The sequence below is a fragment of the Paraburkholderia diazotrophica genome (assembly GCF_900108945.1).
GTDB lineage: Bacteria > Pseudomonadota > Gammaproteobacteria > Burkholderiales > Burkholderiaceae > Paraburkholderia > Paraburkholderia diazotrophica.
Genome location: NZ_FNYE01000004.1, coordinates 142,648 through 164,195 on the forward strand (window position 1 = coordinate 142,648; position 21,548 = coordinate 164,195).

General features: G+C 64.0%; 17 protein-coding genes. 9 read left to right on the forward strand and 8 right to left on the reverse strand.

Features of this window, described 5'->3' with window-relative positions:
* Nucleotides 1-77: 77 nt before the first annotated feature.
* The 3 genes from BMW76_RS07295 to BMW76_RS07305 are packed head-to-tail and all read right to left on the reverse strand — an operon-like array spanning nt 78 to nt 2,163.
* Nucleotides 78-995: a class I SAM-dependent methyltransferase gene (locus BMW76_RS07295; protein WP_090864486.1), complete on the reverse strand. Its 918-nt coding sequence runs from the start codon at nt 993-995 to the stop codon at nt 78-80.
* The gene (locus tag BMW76_RS07300) at nt 992-1,465 is read right to left on the reverse strand and encodes a DNA-deoxyinosine glycosylase (protein WP_090864487.1); all 474 of its coding nucleotides are present in this window, start codon (nt 1,463-1,465) and stop codon (nt 992-994) included. The genes BMW76_RS07295 and BMW76_RS07300 overlap by 4 nt, the downstream gene beginning before the upstream one ends.
* Nucleotides 1,465-2,163 (reverse strand): chorismate--pyruvate lyase family protein, encoded by a 699-nt coding sequence (locus tag BMW76_RS07305; protein WP_090864661.1) that lies wholly within the window; start codon nt 2,161-2,163, stop codon nt 1,465-1,467. Before BMW76_RS07305 ends, BMW76_RS07300 begins: the two co-directional genes overlap by 1 nt.
* Before the next feature lie 186 nt (nt 2,164-2,349).
* Between BMW76_RS07305 and BMW76_RS07310 the strand changes: the two genes are divergently transcribed.
* Nucleotides 2,350-2,616: a hypothetical protein gene (locus tag BMW76_RS07310; RefSeq protein ID WP_090864488.1), complete on the forward strand. Its 267-nt coding sequence runs from the start codon at nt 2,350-2,352 to the stop codon at nt 2,614-2,616.
* Nucleotides 2,617-2,710: 94 nt separating this feature from the next.
* Here BMW76_RS07310 and htpG read toward each other — a convergent pair whose 3' ends face one another.
* Together htpG and BMW76_RS07320 are read right to left on the reverse strand one after the other, a co-directional pair.
* Nucleotides 2,711-4,603: a molecular chaperone HtpG gene (htpG, locus tag BMW76_RS07315; RefSeq protein WP_090864489.1), complete on the reverse strand. Its 1,893-nt coding sequence runs from the start codon at nt 4,601-4,603 to the stop codon at nt 2,711-2,713.
* A 121-nt stretch (nt 4,604-4,724) separates the two neighbouring features.
* Nucleotides 4,725-6,191 carry an aminotransferase-like domain-containing protein gene (locus BMW76_RS07320; RefSeq protein WP_090864490.1) on the reverse strand — a complete coding sequence of 489 codons (1,467 nt, stop codon included), beginning with the start codon at nt 6,189-6,191 and terminating at the stop codon, nt 4,725-4,727.
* A 407-nt stretch (nt 6,192-6,598) separates the two neighbouring features.
* Between BMW76_RS07320 and BMW76_RS07325 the strand changes: the two genes are divergently transcribed.
* The 7 genes from BMW76_RS07325 to BMW76_RS07355 all read left to right on the forward strand — a co-directional run bounded on the left by BMW76_RS07325 (nt 6,599) and on the right by BMW76_RS07355 (nt 15,420).
* Nucleotides 6,599-7,279, forward strand: coding sequence for a VOC family protein (locus BMW76_RS07325; RefSeq protein WP_090864491.1), 681 nt, complete (start codon nt 6,599-6,601; stop codon nt 7,277-7,279).
* Between the two features lie 25 nt (nt 7,280-7,304).
* Entirely contained in the window at nt 7,305-8,210 is a 906-nt protein-coding gene (locus BMW76_RS07330) for a DMT family transporter (RefSeq protein ID WP_090864492.1), read from the forward strand.
* A 65-nt stretch (nt 8,211-8,275) separates the two neighbouring features.
* Nucleotides 8,276-9,472, forward strand: a complete 1,197-nt coding sequence (locus BMW76_RS07335) for an aminotransferase-like domain-containing protein (RefSeq protein WP_090864493.1) — start codon at nt 8,276-8,278, stop codon at nt 9,470-9,472.
* Between the two features lie 44 nt (nt 9,473-9,516).
* Nucleotides 9,517-9,981 (forward strand): RidA family protein, encoded by a 465-nt coding sequence (locus BMW76_RS07340; protein ID WP_090864494.1) that lies wholly within the window; start codon nt 9,517-9,519, stop codon nt 9,979-9,981.
* A gap of 219 nt (nt 9,982-10,200) precedes the next feature.
* On the forward strand, nt 10,201-11,091 hold the full coding sequence (locus BMW76_RS07345) for a PhzF family phenazine biosynthesis protein (protein WP_090864495.1): 891 nt from the start codon (nt 10,201-10,203) through the stop codon (nt 11,089-11,091).
* Nucleotides 11,092-11,607: 516 nt separating this feature from the next.
* Entirely contained in the window at nt 11,608-13,977 is a 2,370-nt protein-coding gene (locus tag BMW76_RS07350) for a bifunctional diguanylate cyclase/phosphodiesterase (RefSeq protein ID WP_090864496.1), read from the forward strand.
* A 207-nt stretch (nt 13,978-14,184) separates the two neighbouring features.
* On the forward strand, nt 14,185-15,420 hold the full coding sequence (locus BMW76_RS07355) for a chromate transporter (RefSeq protein WP_177200323.1): 1,236 nt from the start codon (nt 14,185-14,187) through the stop codon (nt 15,418-15,420).
* Between the two features lie 114 nt (nt 15,421-15,534).
* On the opposite strand, the gene BMW76_RS07360 is transcribed toward BMW76_RS07355, so the two are convergent.
* The 3 genes from BMW76_RS07360 to BMW76_RS07370 all read right to left on the reverse strand — a co-directional run bounded on the left by BMW76_RS07360 (nt 15,535) and on the right by BMW76_RS07370 (nt 20,674).
* Nucleotides 15,535-15,993 (reverse strand): CopD family protein, encoded by a 459-nt coding sequence (locus BMW76_RS07360; protein ID WP_087734477.1) that lies wholly within the window; start codon nt 15,991-15,993, stop codon nt 15,535-15,537.
* A gap of 298 nt (nt 15,994-16,291) precedes the next feature.
* The gene (gene parC / locus BMW76_RS07365) at nt 16,292-18,613 is read right to left on the reverse strand and encodes a DNA topoisomerase IV subunit A (protein WP_090864498.1); all 2,322 of its coding nucleotides are present in this window, start codon (nt 18,611-18,613) and stop codon (nt 16,292-16,294) included.
* A 75-nt stretch (nt 18,614-18,688) separates the two neighbouring features.
* Entirely contained in the window at nt 18,689-20,674 is a 1,986-nt protein-coding gene (locus BMW76_RS07370) for a DNA topoisomerase IV subunit B (RefSeq protein ID WP_090864499.1), read from the reverse strand.
* A gap of 487 nt (nt 20,675-21,161) precedes the next feature.
* Here BMW76_RS07370 and BMW76_RS07375 point away from each other — a divergent pair, with 487 nt between their 5' ends.
* A complete protein-coding gene (locus BMW76_RS07375) occupies nt 21,162-21,521 on the forward strand; it encodes a HepT-like ribonuclease domain-containing protein (protein ID WP_177200324.1) in 360 nt (119 codons plus the stop codon).
* Nucleotides 21,522-21,548: the final 27 nt, after the last annotated feature.

The following is a 21,548-nucleotide window of genomic DNA, read 5'->3' on the forward strand; positions in this document are numbered from 1 at the left end:
GGGCCTACGCCGTTCGTTATGGCGGCGCTTCTCGCGTTCTCGTTGCATTCCTTTTTGCGTTCGAACGCCGACGCGCGTCAGACCGCGAACGCGCCGTCCTGGCCCGTCGACTCCTGCAAGCCCTTGACCCACTTGCGCGCCGGCAACGCGAGCTGCGCTTCGAGCAGCTTCGCGCGCTCCTGCAACTGCCTGAACGGCACGTCGATCGCGGGCCCCGAGAACGCGATCGCGATGCGGTTGCCGTCGTGCACTTCCGGCAACGCGACGACGCGTCCGTCGAAGGCTTCGTTCAGCCGCTTCATGTTGCGCACGAAGCTCGGATGGTCGCCGAACAGGTTGATGGTAGCCACACCCGCTTGCGCAAGGCATGCGCGCGCGGCGCGATAGAACGCGACGCTGTCGAGCACGGGGCCGCGCGCCGTCGCATCGTACAGATCGATCTGCAATGCGCCGACCGTGCCGTGGTTCGCGCGGTCGTTGACGAACTCCCATGCGTCCGTCTCGCGCACGGTGAGACGCGCGTCGTCGGCGGGCAGGCCGAACATCGTGCGCGCCGCGATCACGACAGCGGGATTCAGTTCGACGGCTTCGACCTGCGCGCGCTTCAGGAAGCGGTGCGCGAACTTCGTCAGCGAGCCGGTGCCGAGTCCGAGCTGCACGATGCGCTTGGGTGTTTCGAGGAACAGCAGCCAGGCCATCATCTGCTGTGCGTATTCGAGTTCGATGTGATCGGGCTTCGACAGGCGCATCGCGCCCTGCACCCATTCCGTGCCGAAGTGCAGATAGCGCACGCCGCCCTCTTCCGAGAACGTGACAGGCGCAAAACGCGGCTTGCGCGGCGCTTCGATCATCGAAGCCTTCGCGACATCGGCGAAGTCGTCTTCGTCACGCGAGGCACGCGTTTTCGCGCGCGAGATTCTTTGCTTGGAGACTGCGGATTCTTTGTTGCGGAAAGCACGCGCCTCGGCCGAAGCACGCTTGATCAGTTTCGTCATGTAAGGATGTCGCGCCACAGGCGCAATTTTTGGTCGAACGAGAGCATAGCATTCGCGGGACTCGACGACGGCAGCACGAGGGTTTCGTAGCCGGCCGCGGCGATCACGGTCGCAAAGCGGCCCGCCGTCTTGCCATTGAAGCAGACCTTCGCGAGCTTCGGCGCGTACTCGCGCAGCGATGCGAAGTCGTTGGGCGTCGCGTTGCGGATCGCGGCATCGAGACTGCCCTCGCGCGTGCATGCGGCCAGCACGTCCCACACGCCGACGCCGTGCTTCAACAGGTGCTCGAGGCGCGTCGGGTAATCGAGTTCGGCCAGCGGTTCGCCGATTACCGCGCCGAGCAAGCGCCAGAACTGGTTGCGCGGATGCGCGTAGTACTGCGTCGCCGCGAGCGACGCCTCGCCGGGAAAGCTGCCGAGTATCAGCGTATGTGTGCTCTCGGCGACGACGGGAGGAAAGCCGCGCAACATCAGCGTGCCTCCTCACGCTTGTCAACGCGCCTGTCGACGCGTTTTGCGTTGACCTCGGCGCGCGACGCCGTGTGATCGAGCGCCTGGCCATGATCACGCGACACGGGTTGCGCGATCTGCCTGAACGCGCGCCCGCCGCCGCGCGTCGCGAGCTTTGCCCACAGCGCGGGCAGCATGCATTCGGTGACCATCAGCGGCTCGCCATAGCGCTCGAACACCGAGCGCCGCGCGACGAGCGCATGCGCGCGCGCGTCGCCCGCTTCTTTCGACGCGAGCCGATACAGCGGATGCCGCGCCGTCACGCGCCGGCTCGCCAGCGACGAACGCGACACGCTGCTGTCGCTGTACAACAGCTCCGCGAGCGGACGCGTGCGCAGACGCCGCATCGCTTGCCAGACGCCCGTGCTCGCCGTGAGCGGCACGATGCTGTGCGCGGCGACGAACGGCGTGCCGTCCACCGACAACGCCACTTCGCGCACCCACACGGGCGTGCGCGGCGCGATGCCGAGCGCGGCGTACTCGTCTTCATAGGGCAGATCGACGGCTTCGCGCGTCACGCGCACAACCACCGCGCCGAGCGTGCGCAGATGCGCGGTCAGCGAACCACCACGCGTGAGCCAGTCTTTTTGATCGGTCGAAAAACCTGGAAGGGGCGCGACGCGCCAATGGGCGTCGGCAGCATCGAAACGAATAGACATGGGCGGCATTATAGGGTGGCCAGAAAAAGCCGGCCCTTGACACGCCATATCCGCATGAATTCACCGACCGTTCCGGCACGCGGTTCGGACCATTCGCGACTTCAAGCGACCGCCGAACGATGAAGATAAACGCCGAGCGCCGCGCTCTCACGCACGGCCTTTAATCCACAGCCCAGGGAGTTTCAATTGACCGCTCAGGACAAAGCCACGTCGGACCGCGTCGCGCATCTCGCCGCGATCGTGCTCAAGCGTTCCGCCGCATCGAAGATCGAAAAGGAACTCGCCGCCTCCGCGCTCGCGCAGCATCACACGACGAAGCACACGAGCGCGGCCATCGGCAAAGTCGCCGCGCATATACTCGGCGACGCGCATGCATGCACCGAAGCCAAGGAGCTCGCGGGGTCGGTGCTTGCTCAGGTGCGCAAGCTGAATAAGACATTGCCACAGCGCTAATCGCACGTCGCCGCGCGAACGGCGCACGCAAAAAAAATGCGCTGCCGAAGCAGCGCATTTCCTCTTCTCGCGCCCCTTTATCGGGCAACGCGCATCAGCGCGCCAGCAACAGCGTATTCGTGCGCTTCACGAAGCTCGCCGGGTCTTCGAGTGAACCGCCTTCTGCCAGCAACGCCTGATCGAACAGCAGGTGGCACCAGTCGTCGAAATTCGCGTTGTCGGCGCTGAGGTTCTTCACCAGCGCATGTTCCGGATTCACTTCGAGAATCGGGTGCATCGCAGGCGCATTCTGGCCCGCGGCCTTCAGCATGCGCTGCAGGTAGCCGCTCATCTCGCCTTCGTCGGCGACGAGGCACGACGGCGAATCGGTCAGGCGGAACGTCAGACGCACGTCCTTCGCCTTGTCCTTGAGCGTCTCCTTCATGCGCTCGACGAGCGGCTTCAGCTCTTCGCTGACCTTCTCCTGCGCCTGCTTTTCCTCGTCGTTCAACTGGCCGAGATCGAGGTCGCCGCGCGCGACGCTTTGCAGCGGCTTGCCGTCGAAGTCCTGAAGGAACGACAGCATCCATTCGTCGACGCGATCCGTCAGCAACAGCACTTCGACGCCCTTCTTGCGAAACACTTCGAGATGCGGGCTATTCTTCGCGGCCTGATACGTATCCGCCGTCACGTAGTAGATCTTCGTCTGCTCGGGCTTCATGCGCGCGACGTAATCCGTCAGCGACACGTTCTGCTCCGACGAGTCGTTATGCGTCGACGCAAAACGCGCGAGCTTCGCGATGCGCTCCTTGTTCGAGAAGTCCTCGCCGATGCCTTCCTTCAGCACCTGACCGAATTCCTTCCAGAACGTCGCGTACTTTTCCTTGCCGGCCGCTTCTTCCGAATTGGCCAGCTCTTCGAGCATCGACAGCGCGCGCTTGGTCACGCCTTCGCGGATCGCCTTCACGTCGCGGCTTTCCTGCAACAGTTCACGCGACACGTTCAGCGGCAAATCGCTCGAATCGACGACGCCCTTCACGAAACGCAGATACGAGGGCAGCAGTTGCTCGGCGTCGTCCATGATGAAGACACGCTTCACGTACAGCTTGAGGCCGCCGCGATGATCGCGGTTCCACAGATCGAACGGCGCATGCGCCGGCACGTACAGCAGCTGCGTGTACTCGCTGCGGCCTTCGACGCGGTTGTGCGTCCACGTCAACGGGTCCTGGTGATCGTGCGACAGATGCTGATAGAACTGCTTGTACTGCTCGTCGGAGATGTCGTTCTTCGCGCGCGTCCACAGCGCGCTCGCCTGGTTGACGGTCTCGTCCTCGTCCTTCGCGACCATCTCGCTCTTCTCGGCGTCCCACTCTTCCTTCTGCATCAGGATGGGCAGCGCGACGTGATCCGAGTACTTCTGGATGATCGACTTGAGCTTGTACGTGGACAGCAGTTCGTCTTCGTCGGCGCGCAGATGCAGCGTGATCGTCGTGCCGCGTTGCGCGCGCTCGATGGATTCCACCGCGAAATCGCCCTCGCCCGAACTCACCCAGCGCACGCCTTCCGAGGCCGGCAGGCCGGCGCGGCGCGTCTCCACCGTGATCTTGTCCGCGACGATGAAGCCCGAGTAGAAACCGACGCCGAACTGGCCGATCAGCGCCGCATCCTTCTGCTGGTCGCCCGACAGCTTGCCGAAGAATTCCTTCGTGCCCGAGCGCGCGATCGTGCCGAGGTGCGAGATCGTTTCGTCGCGGCTCATCCCGATGCCGTTGTCGTCGATGCTGACGGTGCGCGCCGCCTTGTCGAACGACACGCGGATGCGCAGATTCGGATCGTTCTCGTACAGCGCGTTGTTCGCGATCGCTTCGAAGCGCAGCTTGTCGGCCGCGTCCGATGCGTTCGAGATCAGTTCGCGCAGGAAGATTTCCTTGTTGCTGTACAGCGAGTGAATCATCAGGTGCAGAAGCTGTTTCACTTCTGCCTGGAAGCTCATGGTTTCTTGTGCCATGGTCGGTTTCCCTTTCTGTTGCAGGTTGATTCGAAGCAGACGATGTCCGTGCCGGCTGCGCGCGACACGGACGTTGCGCGTTCAGATGGGGTCGCGCGCCGCCAATTCAAGAGGCTTCATGTCATGAAGCGCGGCGCGCGACTCCGTCCAGATAGCCGCACAGAAACGCCGGCAGCGCCGGATCGCCGCAATTCGCGACGTTGAAGCGCATCCACGTGGTCGGCGACTGCTGCGGCGAAAACAGGCTTCCCGGTGTCAGCAAGAAGCCTTCCTCGTGGCCGGCGGCCGCGAGCGCATCGGCGTCGACGCCCGTATCCGCCCACACGAACATGCCCGCTGCCGGTGTCAGAAACATCCGCAGCCCCGTTTTTTCGAGCATCCGCACGGATTTGTCGCGCACGCCGTCGAGCCGCGCGCGCAGCCGCTCGACGTGCCGCCGGTAGTGCCCTTCCGTCAGGATCTTGTAGAGAACGCGCTCGTTCAGTTCGGGCGTCGTCATGCCGACGAGCATTTTCTGATCCGTCACAGCCTTCGCCACATCCAGCGACGACGCCATGAAGCCGACCCGCAGATTCGCCGCAAGCGTCTTCGAGAAACTGCCAAGGTAAATCACGCGCCGCAGCTGGTCGAGGCTCGCGAGGCGCGTCGCTGCAAAGCCCGGCGGGCACAGGTCGCCGTAGATGTCGTCCTCGACGACGATGAAGTCGTACTCCTCCGCGAGCCGCAAAATGCGGAACGCCTGCGCCGCCGTCAACGACGTACCCGTCGGATTTTGCAGCACCGAGTTGATCACGAGCATCTTCGGGCGCCACGTCTGCACGAGTGCCTCCAGCGCGTCGAGATCGGGGCCGTCCGGCGTGTACGGCATGCCGACGAGGCGCGCGCCCTGCGACGCGAAGCGCCCGAACATCTGGAACCACGCTGGATCGCCGACGATCACGGTATCGCCCGGCTGCACGTAGAGCCGCGCGATCAGGTCGATCGCCTGCGTGATGCCGGACACGAGCACGATCTGTTCCGGCGACGCGCCGATCTCCAGCTCTTCGAGCCGCGTCTGCAACTGCTGACGCAGCGGCAGGAAGCCTTGCGGCGTGCCGAAACCGAGCATCTGCGCGCCGCTTTGCCGGCCGAGCGTGCGCAGCGCGCCCGTGATCAGCTCGCCGTCGAGCCAGCGCGACGGCAGATAGCCGAGGCCCGGTCCGCGCTCAGGCCGCGTCGACGTGTGAAGCATATTGCGCAGCAGCCAGACGACGTCGATCGTGCTGGGCGCGGGCGCCGCATCGGGCGCGGCGTTGGACGAAAGACGGCGCTCGACGGACACGGGCCCCGCAAGACGCTCGCGCACGTAGAAGCCGGAGCCACGGCGCGAATCCAGATAGCCCTGCGCGACGAGCCGCTCGTACGCCTCGACGACCGTGAAGCGCGACACGCCCTTGTCGAGCGCAAGCTTGCGGATCGACGGCATGCGCATGCCGGGACGGAACACGCGCTCTTCGATGCGTCGGCGCGCCCACTGGACGAGCTGATCGACGAGCGTGAGCGCCGACGCGTCGTGGGGTGCGGGAATCAGGTCGAGCGGGACGGACATGGCGGACTCCAGCTATGCGCTGCAAGGGCAACGTCGGAAACGGCAACGGAAACAGGCACGATGGCCGGCGTGGGCAGCGCAAACAAGGCCGCCGCCGCTGTACGGCAGGCACGGTCAAATGGACAACGATGTGACCAGACAACTGTACCGAACAGTATCGAGCCGATTGTACCGTTACTGTGCCGGTCGCTGCCGGTACATTTGATTCGACGCTGCTGCTGTTTTCACATTGCCCGCTTTATCAGACGGCGGCGCAAAGCCCGCCGATACCGGCCTTGCCTCACTGCGCATGGTCCGGCCGCGCCGAACGGTTATTCTTACGGATTAACCCTGGTGGCCCCGGCATCCGGCAGACAGTTGCCTGCCTTAGCGGCGGCTTCCAGCCGACCGACCGTTCCCTTGCAGCCATGACCGCACACACGCTACGACTCGACCATCTCGTTGTTTCCGCCCGCACGCTCGACGAAGGCACGGAATACGTCGCCGATACGCTCGGCGTCGCGCCGTCGGGCGGCGGCGCGCATCCGTCGATGCGCACGCACAACCGGCTGCTCAACCTGTGGGACGGCGCGTATCTGGAAGTCATCGCGATCGATCCGGATGCGCAGGACACCGCGAACGCGCGGCCACGCCTGTTCGCGCTCGACGATCCCGCGACGCACGCGCGGCTCGCCAACGGTCCATATCTGTCGCACTGGGCCGCGCGCGTCGAGCGGCCGAAGCATCTCGCGCTGTGGCAACAGCAGTATCCGCAGCGCATCCCCACTGTCGTGCCGATGACGCGCGGAGATTTCACGTGGAGCCTCACCGTCGCCGACGATGGCGCGTTCCCCGCATGGCAAGGCGCGGGCGATGGCATCGTGCCGTCGCTGATTCAATGGGACACGCCGCGCCATCCGTCGACGGTGCTGCCGGAAACGGGCCTGCTGCTCAAGTCGCTGAAGGGTTGGCATCCGCGAGCGGATCTCGTCGCGCAGCAACTGCAGTGGCTCGGCGCGGAACAACTGATCGCGCTCGAAAGCACGGACGGCGCGCGCTCGCTCGCCGCCGAAATCGAAACCCCGAGCGGCCTGCGCACGCTCAAATAACCACACGCACGGAGAGAGAGAAGCAATGAAGCGCGAAACCCAAGGCATGTTGCTCGGCCTGATCGGCGTGATGATCTTCAGCCTGACACTGCCGATGACCCGCATCGTCGTCGCCGAATTCAGCCCGTTGCTGAACGGCCTGGGGCGCGCGCTCGCCGCTTCCGTTCCCGCCGCCGCGCTGCTCGCGATCCGCCGCGAAAAGCTGCCGACCTGGCCACAGCTCAAGGCCCTCGCGGTCGTGTCGCTCGGCGTGATCATCGCGTTTCCCGTGTTCTCTGCGTGGGCGATGAAGAGCGTGCCCGCGTCGCATGGCGCCGTCGTCAACGGCTTGCAGCCGCTGTGCGTCGCGATCTACGCGGCGTGGCTGTCGCACGAGCGGCCGTCGAAGGCATTCTGGGCGAGCGCCGTCGCGGGCAGCGCGATCGTCGTCGCGTTTGCGTTGCAGGCGGGCGGCGGCGCATTCCAGGCAGGCGACCTGCTGATGCTCGTGGCCGTCGGCATCGGCGCGCTCGGCTACGCGGAAGGCGCGCGGCTCGCGCGGCAGATGGGCGGCTGGCAGGTGATCTGCTGGGCGCTCGTCGTGTCCGCGCCGTTCCTGCTGATTCCCGTCGCGTGGCTCGGCTGGGAGCAGCACGTCACGCATCCCGGCCCCGTCGCGTTGAAGACCTGGCTCGCGTTCGGCTACGTGACGCTGTTCTCGCAGTTCATCGGCTTCTTCGCGTGGTATGCGGGCCTCGCGATGGGCGGCATCGCGCGCGTCGGCCAGGTTCAGCTGCTGCAGATCTTCTTCACGATGGCCTTTTCGGCCCTGTTCTTCGGCGAGGACGTCGCGGCCATCACCTGGATCTTCGCCGCCGCCGTGATCGCCACCGTGATGCTCGGCCGCAAGACCGCCGTGCAAACGACCGCGCGGCCCGTTCGCGCCGCGTGACGAGTTCGCGCGATAATCGCTTTTTTGACCGACCACCTGTTCAAGCCATACCGACGAGGAGACCCATGAATCAAAGCGACCTCAATGCCCCGACCTGGCAATTGTCCGAACGCGCTCGCAAGCTGACCAGCTCGGCGATCCGCGAAATCCTGAAGGTCACCGAGCGGCCCGAGGTCATTTCGTTCGCGGGCGGTCTGCCTTCGCCGGCCACGTTCCCGGCCGAGGAAATGCGCACAGCCTCCGACCGCATCCTGCGCGACTCGCCCGCCGCCGCGCTCCAGTACAGCGCGACGGAAGGCTACATGCCGCTGCGCGAATGGGTCGCGCATCGCTACTCGGTGAACGGCGCGCAAATCCGTCCGTCGCAGGTGCTGATCACGACGGGCTCGCAACAGGCACTCGATCTGCTCGGCAAGGTGCTGGTGTGCCCGGAAAGCCCCGTGCTCGTCGAAACGCCGACGTATCTCGGCGCGCTGCAATCGTTCTCGATGTACGAGCCGCGCTATGTGCAGGTGCCGACCGACGCCAACGGCCTGATCCCCGAAGGTCTCACGCCGGAACTGACGAAAGGCGCGCGTCTCTTGTACGCGCAGCCGAACTTCCAGAATCCGACAGGACGCCGCCTGCCCGTCGAACGCCGCCGCGCGCTCGCGGAGTTCGCGAAATCGGCGCCCTTCCCCGTCATCGAAGACGATCCGTACGGCGCGCTCGACTACAAGGGCGAGCCGCTGCCGACGATGCTGTCGATGGCGCCCGATCACGTCGTGCATCTCGGTTCGTTCTCGAAGGTGCTCGCGCCGGGTCTGCGCATCGGCTACATCATTGCGCCCGAAGAACTGCACTTCAAGCTCGTGCAGGCCAAGCAGGCCACCGACCTGCACACGCCCAGCTTCACGCAGCGCATCGTGCATGAAGTCGTGAAGGACGGCTTCCTCGATACGCACGTGCCGAAGATTCGCGCGCTGTATCGCGACCAGTGCGAAGCGATGCTCGGTTCGCTCGAACGCTACATGCCGGAAGGCGTTACGTGGAACCGTCCGGAAGGCGGCATGTTCATCTGGGTGTCGCTGCCGAAGCATATCGACTCGATGAAGCTGCTCGAAGAAGCCGTCGCGCAAAACGTCGCGTTCGTGCCGGGCGGTCCGTTCTTCGCGAACGAGGCGCAGCAGAACACGTTGCGCCTGTCGTTCGTGACCGTGCCGCCCGCGAAGATCGACGAAGGCATTGCGCGTCTCGCTGAACTGATTCGCGCGCGCGTGTAAGCGCATCGCAAACGACTCTTTCCATTCACCGACGAGGACACGTCATGGCTCAATCGAATGTGTATGACAAGCTGAAGGAACTGGGCATCGAACTGCCCGTAGCAGGCGCACCCGCCGCCGCTTACGTGATGAGCGCGCAAAGCGGCAACACGGTTTATCTGTCCGGACACATCGCGAAGAAGGACGGCAAGGTGTGGGCGGGCAAGCTCGGCGACACGTTGAAGACGGAAGAAGGCAAGGCCGCGGCGCGCTCGATCGCAATCGACCTGCTCGCGACGCTGCACGCGCATGTCGGCGACCTGAACCGCGTGACGCGTATCGTCAAGCTGATGAGCCTCGTCAACTCGACGCTCGATTTCACCGAGCAGCACATCGTGACGAACGGCGCATCGGAGTTGATCGCCGATGTGTTCGGCGAGCGCGGCAAGCATGCGCGCTCGGCATTCGGCGTCGCGCAGATTCCGCTCGGCGCGTGCGTCGAGATCGAGCTGATCGCCGAGGTGCAATAAGCGGCGCGTATTGCATGGATAGGCGCTCGTTGCGAGCGCCTTCATCACCGGTTCGACGCCGACACGCCGTCGATGACGTGAACGCGTCATCGGCGGCGTGTTTTTTTGTGCCTTCACTGTCGCGCGGACTGGACGCAGTTGACGTTGTGCGGTCACAACACACAACCAGCCACATCGCTGAGCGAGCAACCGGGCAAAACACCGAACAGGAAACAGACGATGCAAGAGAAAACCGTTCGCTTCAAACAGGTCGACGTGTTCACGTCAGTGCCGTTCAAAGGTAATCCGCTCGCCGTGGTTTTCGATGCGGACGGACTCGACACCGTACAGATGCAGGCAATCGCACGCTGGACGAATCTGTCGGAGACGACGTTCCTGTTAAAGCCGACCGACCCGTCGGCCGATTATCGCGTGCGCATCTTCACGACGCGCGGCGAGTTGCCGTTCGCCGGCCATCCGACGCTCGGCACCGCGCACGCGTGGCGCGAAGCCGGCAATCAGCCGAAGCAGGCGGGACGTATGGTCCAGCAATGCGCCGCGGGCCTCATCGAAATGATGGAAGAAGATAGCCAACGCAACGTGTGGGCTTTCGCCGCGCCGCCCGCGCGCGTGACGCCGCTCGCCGAAAGCGAATACCCGGCACTCGCTCAAACGTTGCGCAGCGATGCAATCGATTACACGGCGCAACCCTGCGGCGTCGATAACGGTCCAAAATGGCTCGTCGTCCGTATGAATTCGGCCCGTGCATGTCTCGCGCTCGAACCGGATGCCGCACTGCTCGAGCGTGTCGCGAAGACGGTCGGTGCGCACGGCATCGCAGCCTACGGTCCGCACGATCCGAACGGACCCGCGACCTTCGAGTTGCGCTGCCTGATGATGGGCGGCGGCCTCGGCATTGGGGAAGACCCCGTGACGGGCAGTGCAAACGCTGCGCTTGCAGGACTGCTCACGCAGCAGAGCCGCCGGCCCGGCGCGCAATACACGGTGCGCCAGGGCACGGCGCTGGGCCGTGCGGGCGATGTCTCGATCCGCTACGACGATGCGGCAGACAAGATATGGATTGGCGGCGCATCCGTGACGATCGTCGACGGCACTTTCAGGTTGCCATAAACGCAGCAACCATTCGCGTCGTTGCCGAAACTGACATTCGCGCGTCACCTGGATGTTCTAAAAGTCGCCGGATGCGCCGACACAGCAAAGCCAATTGCACGCATTCGAGGCCATTCATGCAGCCTGCATGAATGGCCTCGCTGCCATAATGGCTGTTGCCGATCCATTCACGCGATTGCTGACACGCCGGCTGTTTTCGACTCAGTCTTTCAAACGCCCGCCTGGCGCGCCCGTCCGGCCAGTGGTGGCAACGCGCGCATGATTCGTTCGCATGCCCGCCAGGCCGAGCGTATACCCGATGCGCGAGACCTTTCTTAATTATTGCCCTTTCAGTAATATCAAAACGTAACCGTTGACCAACCGGGTGGTTTGGCTCGCCACCACGCCCCTGCTTCCCGCAGCAGTTGCGGCATCTCAACCATTCGATGCAGCCGGTTTTAACATTCGCGCAGTCGTTCGCAACGCAAGCACCGAAACGCAAGCACAGCCGCAACGCACAGGGTCACGGTCTATCCGATGAATCAGTTCCGCCTCTCTTCCGCGCGCGACGTCAGGCACCGCCTCGATCCGGCCGGTACGCGCCGACGCGCGCTGCTCGCGATTCCCGCGCTCGGCGTGCTGGTGCTCGTGCTGCTATGGACGGTGATCTTCGCGCGACTGTCGGTTGAGAAGGACACGACTTATCGCGAGGCGATGGCGTCGGCCGCTATTCTGTCGGCGGCGCTCGAACAGCACACGGTGAAGGCCATTCACCAGGTCGATCAGATCACGCGCTTCGTCAAATACGAATTCGAAAAATCGCCGGGGCGTTTCGATCTCACGAGCACAGTCGAAAAAGGCGTCGTGCAAAGCGAAACACTCGTGCAGGTGTCGCTGATCGACGAGCACGGCAAGCTCATCGCGAACACAGCCGAATCCAATCCGAAGCCGATCGATCTGTCCGACCGCGAGCACTTCAAGGTTCACGAGCACGAGAACGACGATCAGCTCTTCATCAGCAAGCCCGTGCTCGGCCGCGTATCGGGCCACTGGACCTTGCAGATGACGCGCCGCCTGAATCATCCCGACGGCACGTTTGCGGGTGTCGTGGTCGTGTCGGAAGACCCGAGCTATTTCACGACCGACTTCTACAACAACGCGGCCATCGGTCGCGAAGGCGTGATCGCCGTGATCTCCGACAGCGGCGCCGTGCTTGCGCGTCGCACGGGCAACACCGAAAGTGCGCCAGGCGTGTTCACGGCGACGGGTGTCTATCCGACTTCGGAGCACGTGTCGGGCACCTACGTCGATTCGATCGACAACGTCACGCGTATCGTGTCGTACCGGCATATCGACGGCTATCCGCTCGGCGTGCTGGTCGGTCTGTCGCAGGCCGAAGAGTTCGCCGACTACAACCACACGCGCAACGTCTATCTGCTGATGGCGAGCTTCATCTCGCTCGCGATGCTTGGCTTCTTCGCGGTCGCCACGGGTCTGATCGGCAAGCTGCTCGGACGCGAGCGCGAGATGACGCATCTCGTCGAGTTCGATCTGCTCACGGGTCTGCGCAACCGCTACTCGACGCTGCAAAGCCTGCGTCACGACGTGACGCAACCGATGAACGTCGGCCACCTGGCGATCCTCTTCATCGACCTCGACAACTTCAAGACTGTCAACGACACGCTCGGCCACAACGCGGGCGACATCGTGCTGCAGATGACGGCCGCGCGTCTCGCCGATGCCGTCGCCGATGCGGGCACCCTGTCGCGGATCGGCGGCGACGAGTTCGTCGTCGTGCTCAAGGGCGACGATGTCGAGAAGCGCGCGGTGACGCTCGCGGAAGTGATCTCCGACGTGTTCGCAAAGCCGTTCGAAGTGCGCGGCAGTTCGTTCGTGCTGCATGCGAGTATCGGCATCGCGCTGTACTCGGTGGCGAACGAAAGCGAAATCGATCTGCTGAAGAAGGCCGACCTCGCGATGTACAGCGCGAAGGATGCGGGCAAGAATTGCTATCAGTTCTACTCGCCGCATCTGTCGCATCGCGCGGACCATCTGATGAAGTGGGAGCAGCAGCTGCGCGTCGCACTCGCCGACCAGCAACTGTTCCTCGCGTATCAGCCGAAGATCGATCTGTCGCGCCGCTGCATTACCGGCTTCGAGGCGCTCGTGCGCTGGAATCATCCGCAGCACGGTCTGATTCCCGCGAACGAGTTCATCCCCGTGGCCGAGTCCACGGGCCTCATCGTGCCCATCGGCGATTTCGTGATCCGCACTGCGTGCCGACAGCTCGCGCAGTGGCAGCAGCAAGGCTACGACACGCTGTCGCTGGCCGTGAACATTTCGGCTGTGCAGTTCTGGCGCGGCGACCTGTACGAAACGATCTCGCAGGCCATCGAGGAATCGGGCATCAGCGCGCGCCGCCTCGAGCTCGAAATCACCGAGACGGCGATGATGGAGTATCCCGATCTCGTCTCCGAAAAGATCTTCGCGTTGAAGCGGCTCGGCGTGCGCATCGCGCTCGACGACTTCGGCACCGGCTATTCGTCGCTGTCGTATCTGAACCGCTTCTCGGTCGACACGCTGAAGGTCGACCGCTCGTTCGTGCAGGCCATTCCCGGCGACCGCAGCGTCTGCGTGATGGTGTCGGCCATCGTCAATCTCGCGCGTTCACTCGGGCTGACAGTGGTGGTCGAAGGCACGGAGACGGAAGAGCAGATCGCGTGGCTCGCGGCACTCGGACATATCGAGGCGCAGGGCTTTCTGTTTTCGCGGCCCGTGCCCGTCGAGGGCATCCCGGCGCTGCTCGAACGCTTCGGCGTGTGCGGCGCGCACGGCGTGCGGGTCGCGCACATCGGCGACGCCGACAGCACCAGCGACGCTTCGAGCACGAGCGACGAGTCGGCCTGACGAACAACGCCGCATCGACGCGGCTTCGTTCCTGTCAGCCTGTCCGGCGTCATAGAGGCAAGACACACGGGCAGGACATACAAGCAGGACATGAACGGTATCGGCGCATATCGGGCGGTTGCGCCCGGACGCGCATCAGGGCGGCGCGCGCCGTCGCGGCCATCGACAGCGCGCGCCGCATCAGAAACCAACCCGACAGGTGTTCGCATGCGGCCAGCCCGGCACATGTCGGCGCTAAGCGCGCCAACCGCAGACGAAGCTGCACGAAGCAACGAGCGCGAGCCGCTCTGGACGCTCTTTCGCGTCGTGTTCGGATTGTCCGCGCTATCGTGGGGCGGACTCGCGCTGATGGCGCAGTTGGAGAACCACTACGTCGAGCGAGAAGAACGCCTGACGCACCTCGCGTTCTCCGATATCGTGGCGCTCGCGTGGATGGTGCCTGGGCCCGTCGGCTGCAACGTCGCGGTCCAGCTCGGCCATGTGCTGCGCGGACGCGCGGGCGCATGGGTCGCGGGCCTCGCGAGCGTTCTGCCCTTCTTCATGCTGATGACGGCATTCGCGGTCTTCTACCGTACGCCGATCGTGCGCGAGGTCGCGTCGCAGACGTTGCTCGATCACTTCAGCGTCGTGCTTGCCACGCTGATCGGCGTGACCTGGTACAAGCAGACGCGCGCGCTCGTGCGCGGACGGCTCGAATGGACGGCGGCCGTGCTCGGATGCATCGCGCTGGTCGGCGCGCATACACCTGCTGCCTACATCGGCCTGCTGGGCGTGGCGTTCATGTCGGGATGGCTGCGCAGCGACGCGCGCGGCGAGCGCCTCGCGACGACGCTGAGCGCGGGCGACTGGCGTCTGCTGACCGGCATGGGCGTGCTGCTGCTGATGTTCGCGCTGCCCTTGCCGCATCGCTACGAACTCGCGCTGTTATGGCCGCGTCTCGCCGGCGCGGGACTGACGCTGTTCGGCGGCGGTTTTTCCGCGCTGCCTGTGCTCAAGACGCTGCTGGTCACGCCGACAATCGGCGTCACGGACAATGAATTCACGCTCGCGTTCTCGCTGTCGCCGTTGTCGCCGGGACCGCTTCTGAACGTGGTGCCGTTCTTCGGCTATCTGGTCGAAGGATGGCATGGCGCGTTGATCGCGACGATTGCGCTCTTCGTGCCGTCGGGTTGCCTTGTCGTGCTCGCGCAGCGCCATCTGCATCGACTGAAGACGAACCCGCGCTTCGAGCATGGGATGCGCGTGCTGCGCGCGGTGACGACGGCCTTTCTCGCCGTCGCCGTGCTGCGCATCGTGCGCCATGTGCCGCTCGAACCGTCCTATCTCGTGACGGCGCTGTTCTCGGGCCTGTGCTTCACGAAACTGAAGCTGCCCGTGTATGCCGTGTATGGGACGGTCGCCGTCGTATGCGGCGTGTGGCTGTATATCGGACACGTGGCGTGACGCAGCGCTTCACCGCCGCCGATGTCAGAAGCGCCGCCCATGCCGTTGCAAGGACGACATGGGCGGCGCTTCTGGCTGGAACGGTCGAGCGCTACAGCGGCACGGACACGATCATCAGAACCCGCGCGACAGCACCGCTACACCGATCGTCACGATGCCGAGCACCAGATTCACGATGACGAGACGCCGCACGGTTGCCACCGCGCGCGCGCCGTCGGGCCATTTCTGCGCCTGCACCGCGCGGCGGATACGCGGAAACACCGCGAAGCGGATATGCCCGAAAATCAGCATCATGATGATGCCGAGGCCGGCCATCGCGTGCAGTTGCCAGGTGGCGTGACCGCCGCCGAACTGCATCAGCAGAAAACCGCCCGACAGCAGAATGACCAGCACGGACACGCCCACCCAGTTGAAGAAGCGGCCGAACACCGATTCCCACAGCGGCAGACGCAATTGCGGCGAGAGATCTTCGAGTGCCGGGCGCAAGCAGAAGTGCGCGAACACCATACCGCCGATCCACACGGCGACGCCCAGCAGATGCAGAAAGAGCGCGACTTCGATCGCCTTGTTCATATTTGTTTTCCTTTCCCGATGATGGCGCGCTGCCGTTATGTCCCGGTCGATAATGTGTCGGCTCCGACATGAGCCAACGACCGCGTTCGACCCGCGACGTTATGCGCAGTTCATTCTCTGCGCTGATTTCTTTTGTATTGCGCCGTGAGAGACCCCGCTCACGGTTTTCGCCGCGGCGCGCGTTCGCAAAGCACACTGCAATGACGCGCGCCGCAGCGAAGATAGTACGGCCAGACGTTCATGCCGTGCGCGGCGAATGAACCCTGCACATTCCCCGCACTGACACGGCTGACACGGCTTACTCGCCGCCCAGCACCGGACGCAGCGACGTCACCTTCAGCTTCGTATCGGGCGCACGTCCCTTGCGCGCGCGCTTGCCGACATGCGGCGCGAGCGCCTTGCCCGACAGCTGTTCCTCGGAAGGCTTGTTGCGGTAAATGCCTTGCAGCACGACGCCCGCATCGTTGATCGCGAGCGCCTGCGTCAGCGCTTCGTTCGCATCGAGCGCCACCAGCGTCACGCCGCGTCCGCCGCCCGACAGCGTCTTCATCTCGTCGAGACCGAACACGAGCAGACGCCCGCCGCCCGACAGACACGCGACCTGCGTCGCGTCGGGCAGCATCGGCATCGGCACGAGCGGCGTCGCGCCCTCGTCGATCGTCATGAACGCCTTGCCCGCCTTCACGCGGCTCACCATGTCGCCGACCTTCGCAATAAAGCCGAAGCCATTCGACGACGCCAGCAGCAGCGACTGGTCCGCCGACGCCGCGAAGTAATGCATCAGGTGCGTGCCCGATTCGAGTTCGATCAGCGACGTGACGGGAACGCCGTCGCCGCGTCCGCCCGGCAATTGCGCCACGGCTACCGAGTACACACGGCCCTTGCTGCCCCACGCGATCAGCGTATCGGGCGTGCGGCACTGGAACGCGGCATAGAGACTGTCGCCCGCCTTGAACGTGAAGCCGGCGGGGTCGAGCCCATGACCCTTCAGCGCGCGCACCCAGCCCTTTTGCGATACGACGACCGTCACCGGCTCGTCGACGATGCGCGCTTCGAACGTCGCGCGCTTTTCCTGCTGGATCAGCGTGCGGCGGTCGTCGCCGTATTGCTTCGCGTCCGCTTCGATTTCCTTGATGAGCAGGCGCTTCATCGCCGGCTCGCTGCCGAGCAGTTCTTCGAGCTTCGCTTTTTCGTCGCGCAGCTCGGACAGTTCCTTCTCGATCTTGATCTTCTCCAGGCGCGCCAACTGACGCAGCCGGATTTCAAGGATGTCCTCGGCCTGTCGATCGGACAAACCAAAGGCCTGGATCAGTGCCGTCTTCGGTTCTTCGGATTCACGGATGATGCGGATGACTTCGTCGATATTCAAAAAGACGATCATCCGGCCTTCGAGGATGTGAATCCGGTCGTTGACCTTGCCCAGGCGATGCTGCGAACGGCGCGTGACCGTCGTGAAGCGGAAGCCGACCCACTCGTGCAGCATCTCGGCGATGCCCTTCTGACGCGGACGGCCATCCGCGCCGACCATCACGAGGTTCAGCGTCGCGTTCGATTCGAGGCTCGTATGCGCGAGCAGCGTGTTGACGAACTCCGTCTGATCGATCGTGCGCGACTTCGGCTCGAACACGAGACGCACGGGCGCATCCTTGCCCGACTCGTCGCGCACGGCATCGAGCAGGCCCAGAAGCGTCTGTTTCGTCTGCAACTGTTCGGGCGTCAGCGACTTCTTGCCGAGTTTGATCTTCGGATTCGTCTGTTCCTCGATCTCTTCGAGCACCTTCTGGCCGGACGTATTCGGCGGCAGTTCGGTGATGACGAGCTGCCATTGGCCGCGCGCGAGATCTTCGATCTTCCAGCGCGCGCGGACCTTCAGACTGCCGCGGCCCGTCTCATACGCCTGGGAGATTTCTGCTTCGCTCGAAATGATCTGGCCGCCGCCCGGGAAGTCCGGCCCCGGCATGTGCTGCATCAGCTCGGCGTGCGTGATCTTCGGATGGCGGATCATCGCGACGGCGGCCGCCGCGACTTCGCGCAGATTGTGCGACGGGATTTCCGTCGCGAGACCGACCGCGATACCCGACGCACCGTTCAGCAACACGAACGGCAAACGCGCGGGCAACAGCTTCGGCTCTTCGAACGAGCCGTCGTAGTTCGGCATGAAATCGACGGTGCCCTGGTCGATCTCATCGAGCAGCAGTTTCGCGATCGGCGTGAGACGCGCTTCCGTGTAACGCATCGCCGCCGCGCCGTCGCCATCGCGCGAGCCGAAGTTGCCCTGGCCGTCGATCAGCGGATAGCGCATCGAGAAGTCCTGCGCGAGACGCACGAGCGCGTCGTATGCCGACTGGTCGCCGTGCGGGTGATACTTGCCCAGCACGTCGCCGACGACGCGCGCCGACTTGACGGGCTTCGCGTTGTCGCCGAGGCCCATCTCGTTCATCGCATACAGGATGCGCCGCTGTACGGGCTTCTGACCATCGCTGACGTCGGGCAGCGCGCGGCCCTTCACCACGCTCACCGCATAGTCGAGGTACGCGCGTTCCGCGTAGTTGCCAAGCGTCAGGACATCGCCCTCGGGCGCTGCCGGCTCGGCAAAAAGATCGGGAGTGTTGTCGTCCATCTAGATTCCGTGTCCTTGTTCGGCGTGCGCGCTTCGTGCTTCACATGCATTCGCAGGCACGAAGCGCAGCGGCGCTCAGATATCCGCTTCGACCTGGTTGCCCTTCTCTTCGAGCCAGCTACGGCGCGATGCCGCTTCGCCCTTGCCCATCAGCATCGTCATGCGCGCGACGGTCGCGTCGAAGTCGAGTTCGCCGAGCGCAACGGGCGACAGGCGCCGTGTGTCCGGGTTCATCGTCGTGTCCCATAGCTGCTCGGCGCTCATTTCGCCGAGGCCCTTGAAGCGGCTGATCGTCCATTGCGATTCGCGCAGGCCGTCCTTACGCAGCTTGTCGAGAATCGCTTCGAGTTCGCCCTCGTCGAGCGCGTACAGCTTTTGTGCCGGCTTCTTGCCGCGCGCGGGTGCGTCGACGCGGAACAGCGGCGGACGCGCGACATGCACATGGCCTCGTTCGATCAGTTGCGGGAAATGCTTGAAGAACAATGTGAGCAGCAGCACCTGAATGTGCGAGCCGTCGACGTCTGCATCGGACAAGATACAGATCTTGCCGTAACGCAGATTGGACAGATCGACGGTGTCGTCCGGGTTGTGCGGATCGACACCGATCGCCACAGAAATGTCGTGCACTTCATTGTTGGCGAACAGACGATCGCGCTCGGTTTCCCAGGTATTCAGCACCTTGCCGCGCAGCGGCAAAATCGCCTGGTATTCCTTGTCGCGGCCCATCTTCGCGGAGCCGCCTGCCGAATCGCCCTCGACGAGGAACAGTTCATTGCGGCCGATTTCCGTCGATTCGCAATCGGTCAGCTTGCCCGGCAGCACGGCGACGCCCGAACTCTTGCGCTTCTCGACTTTTTGGCCCGCGCGCGTGCGCGCCTGCGCCTGCTTGATGACGAGATCGGCGAGCTTCTTGCCGTGCTCGACGTGCTGGTTCAGCCACAGTTCGAGCGCGGGACGCGCGAACGACGACACGAGCTTGACGGCGTCTCGGCTATTCAGGCGTTCCTTGATTTGCCCCTGGAACTGCGGGTCGAGTACCTTGGCGGAGAGCACGAACGACACGCGCGCGAACACGTCTTCCGCGAGCAGCTTCACACCTTTCGGCTGCAGGTTGTGCAACTCGACAAAGCTCTTCACGGCCTGGAAGAGGCCATCGCGCAGACCCGCTTCGTGCGTGCCGCCCGCCGGCGTCGGAATCAGATTGACGTAGGACTCGCGCGTGAGCGGCCCTTCTTCGCTCCACGCTACGACCCAAGCCGCGCCCTCGCCCTCCGCGAACGTCTCTTCGTTCGAGCGCGAGCTTTCCGCGTAGCGCTCGCCTTCGAAGAGGGGGATCAGCAGGTCGCTGCCCGCCATGCCTTCCATCAGATAGCCGCGCAGGCCGTCTTCGTATTTCCAGCTTTGGCGCTCGCCCGTTTTCTCGTTGACGAGAATGACTTCGACGCCCGGCAGCAGCACAGCTTTCGAGCGCAGCAGGCGTTGCAGTTCGCCAAGCGGCAAATTGGGCGAATCGAAGTATTTCGGATCGGCCCACGCAGTCACGCGTGTGCCGGACTTCTTGTCCGTCCGGGCCGCGGCGCGCACCTGCAGCGGCTTGACAACATCGCCGTGCGAGAAGGTGAGCTCGGCGACCTTGCCGTCGCGCCACACGGTGACGTCGAGGCGCGTGGACAGCGCGTTCGTCACCGACACGCCGACGCCATGCAGACCGCCCGAGAACGTATAGGCGCCGCCCGCAGCCTTGTCGAACTTGCCGCCGGCATGCAGGCGCGTGAAAACGATCTCGACGACGGGGACGCCTTCCTCCGGATGCAGGCCGAACGGAATGCCGCGGCCGTCGTCTTCGACGGACACGGAATGGTCGGCATGCAGCGTGACGGTGATCTGACGGCCGTAGCCGCCGAGCGCTTCGTCGGACGCGTTGTCGATGACTTCCTGAATGATGTGCAGCGGGTTTTCGGTGCGCGTGTACATGCCGGGCCGCTGCTTGACCGGCTCCAGGCCCTTGAGCACCTTGATCGATGCTTCGCTATACGCGGCGTTAGGCTTTTTCGTTGACATGGCTCGTTCGGGTCCGTCGGTTCATCGTTGTCCACATGTCTTGTGGACATGTGCGTGGACAATGCGTTGAGTTTTCAAAAAAAGCGAAACGAAACAACGGAGTGTGTGTGCTGCGCGACTTGCGTGCAGCAGCACGGTTGGTGTGCCTTTCTGCTTTCCACGATTTTCCGTCGCGCCCGATTGCGGACGATACGCTGGAACGACCGTGGGAAGCAGGTTCGCGGGTATTTTACTGATTTCGATGCGCGGGGCAATTTAGACGGAGGGTGTAGGACGGTTGGCAGGTTCGAATTGTTGTTGATTGTTGTTGACTTTCGTTAGCTGCAGCGAACTTGCGCTGTATAAACTGGAGACCCCACGCGAATGTTCCTGAGGCTTGCCGACATGAAACCTTCCGACGAGGTGCGCGCACGTCGCGCGGGAATCAGAACGTTCGTCGCGGGCGAACGCGCGGACAATGTATCTGTCTTTAGCAAAGGATGCTGACGTGAAGCGAACCGACCAGCGCGTCGCCGATCGCCTGGACCGCATGTTGGAGGCGATGGCGAGAATCGGGCACTACACCGAGGACATGACAGGCGATATGTTCCGCGTCGATTCGCTCGTACAGGATGCCGTGATCTACAACCTGGGCATCGTCGGCAAGGTCGCATCCGATGTCGAGCGCATCCAGCCGGACTTCGCCGCCACGCATGCGCACGTGCGATGGAAACACCTGCGGCAGACATGCGACCGCATCGTGCACGATTACTTTTCGTTCGATGCGGACCTGGCCTGGCAATGGATAACCCGCGAGCTTCCCGTGCTCAAAGAGCAACTGGCGCAAATCCGGCGGCAGACGTCCTAGCGTTTTACCGAGCGCGGCCAGCTCGCG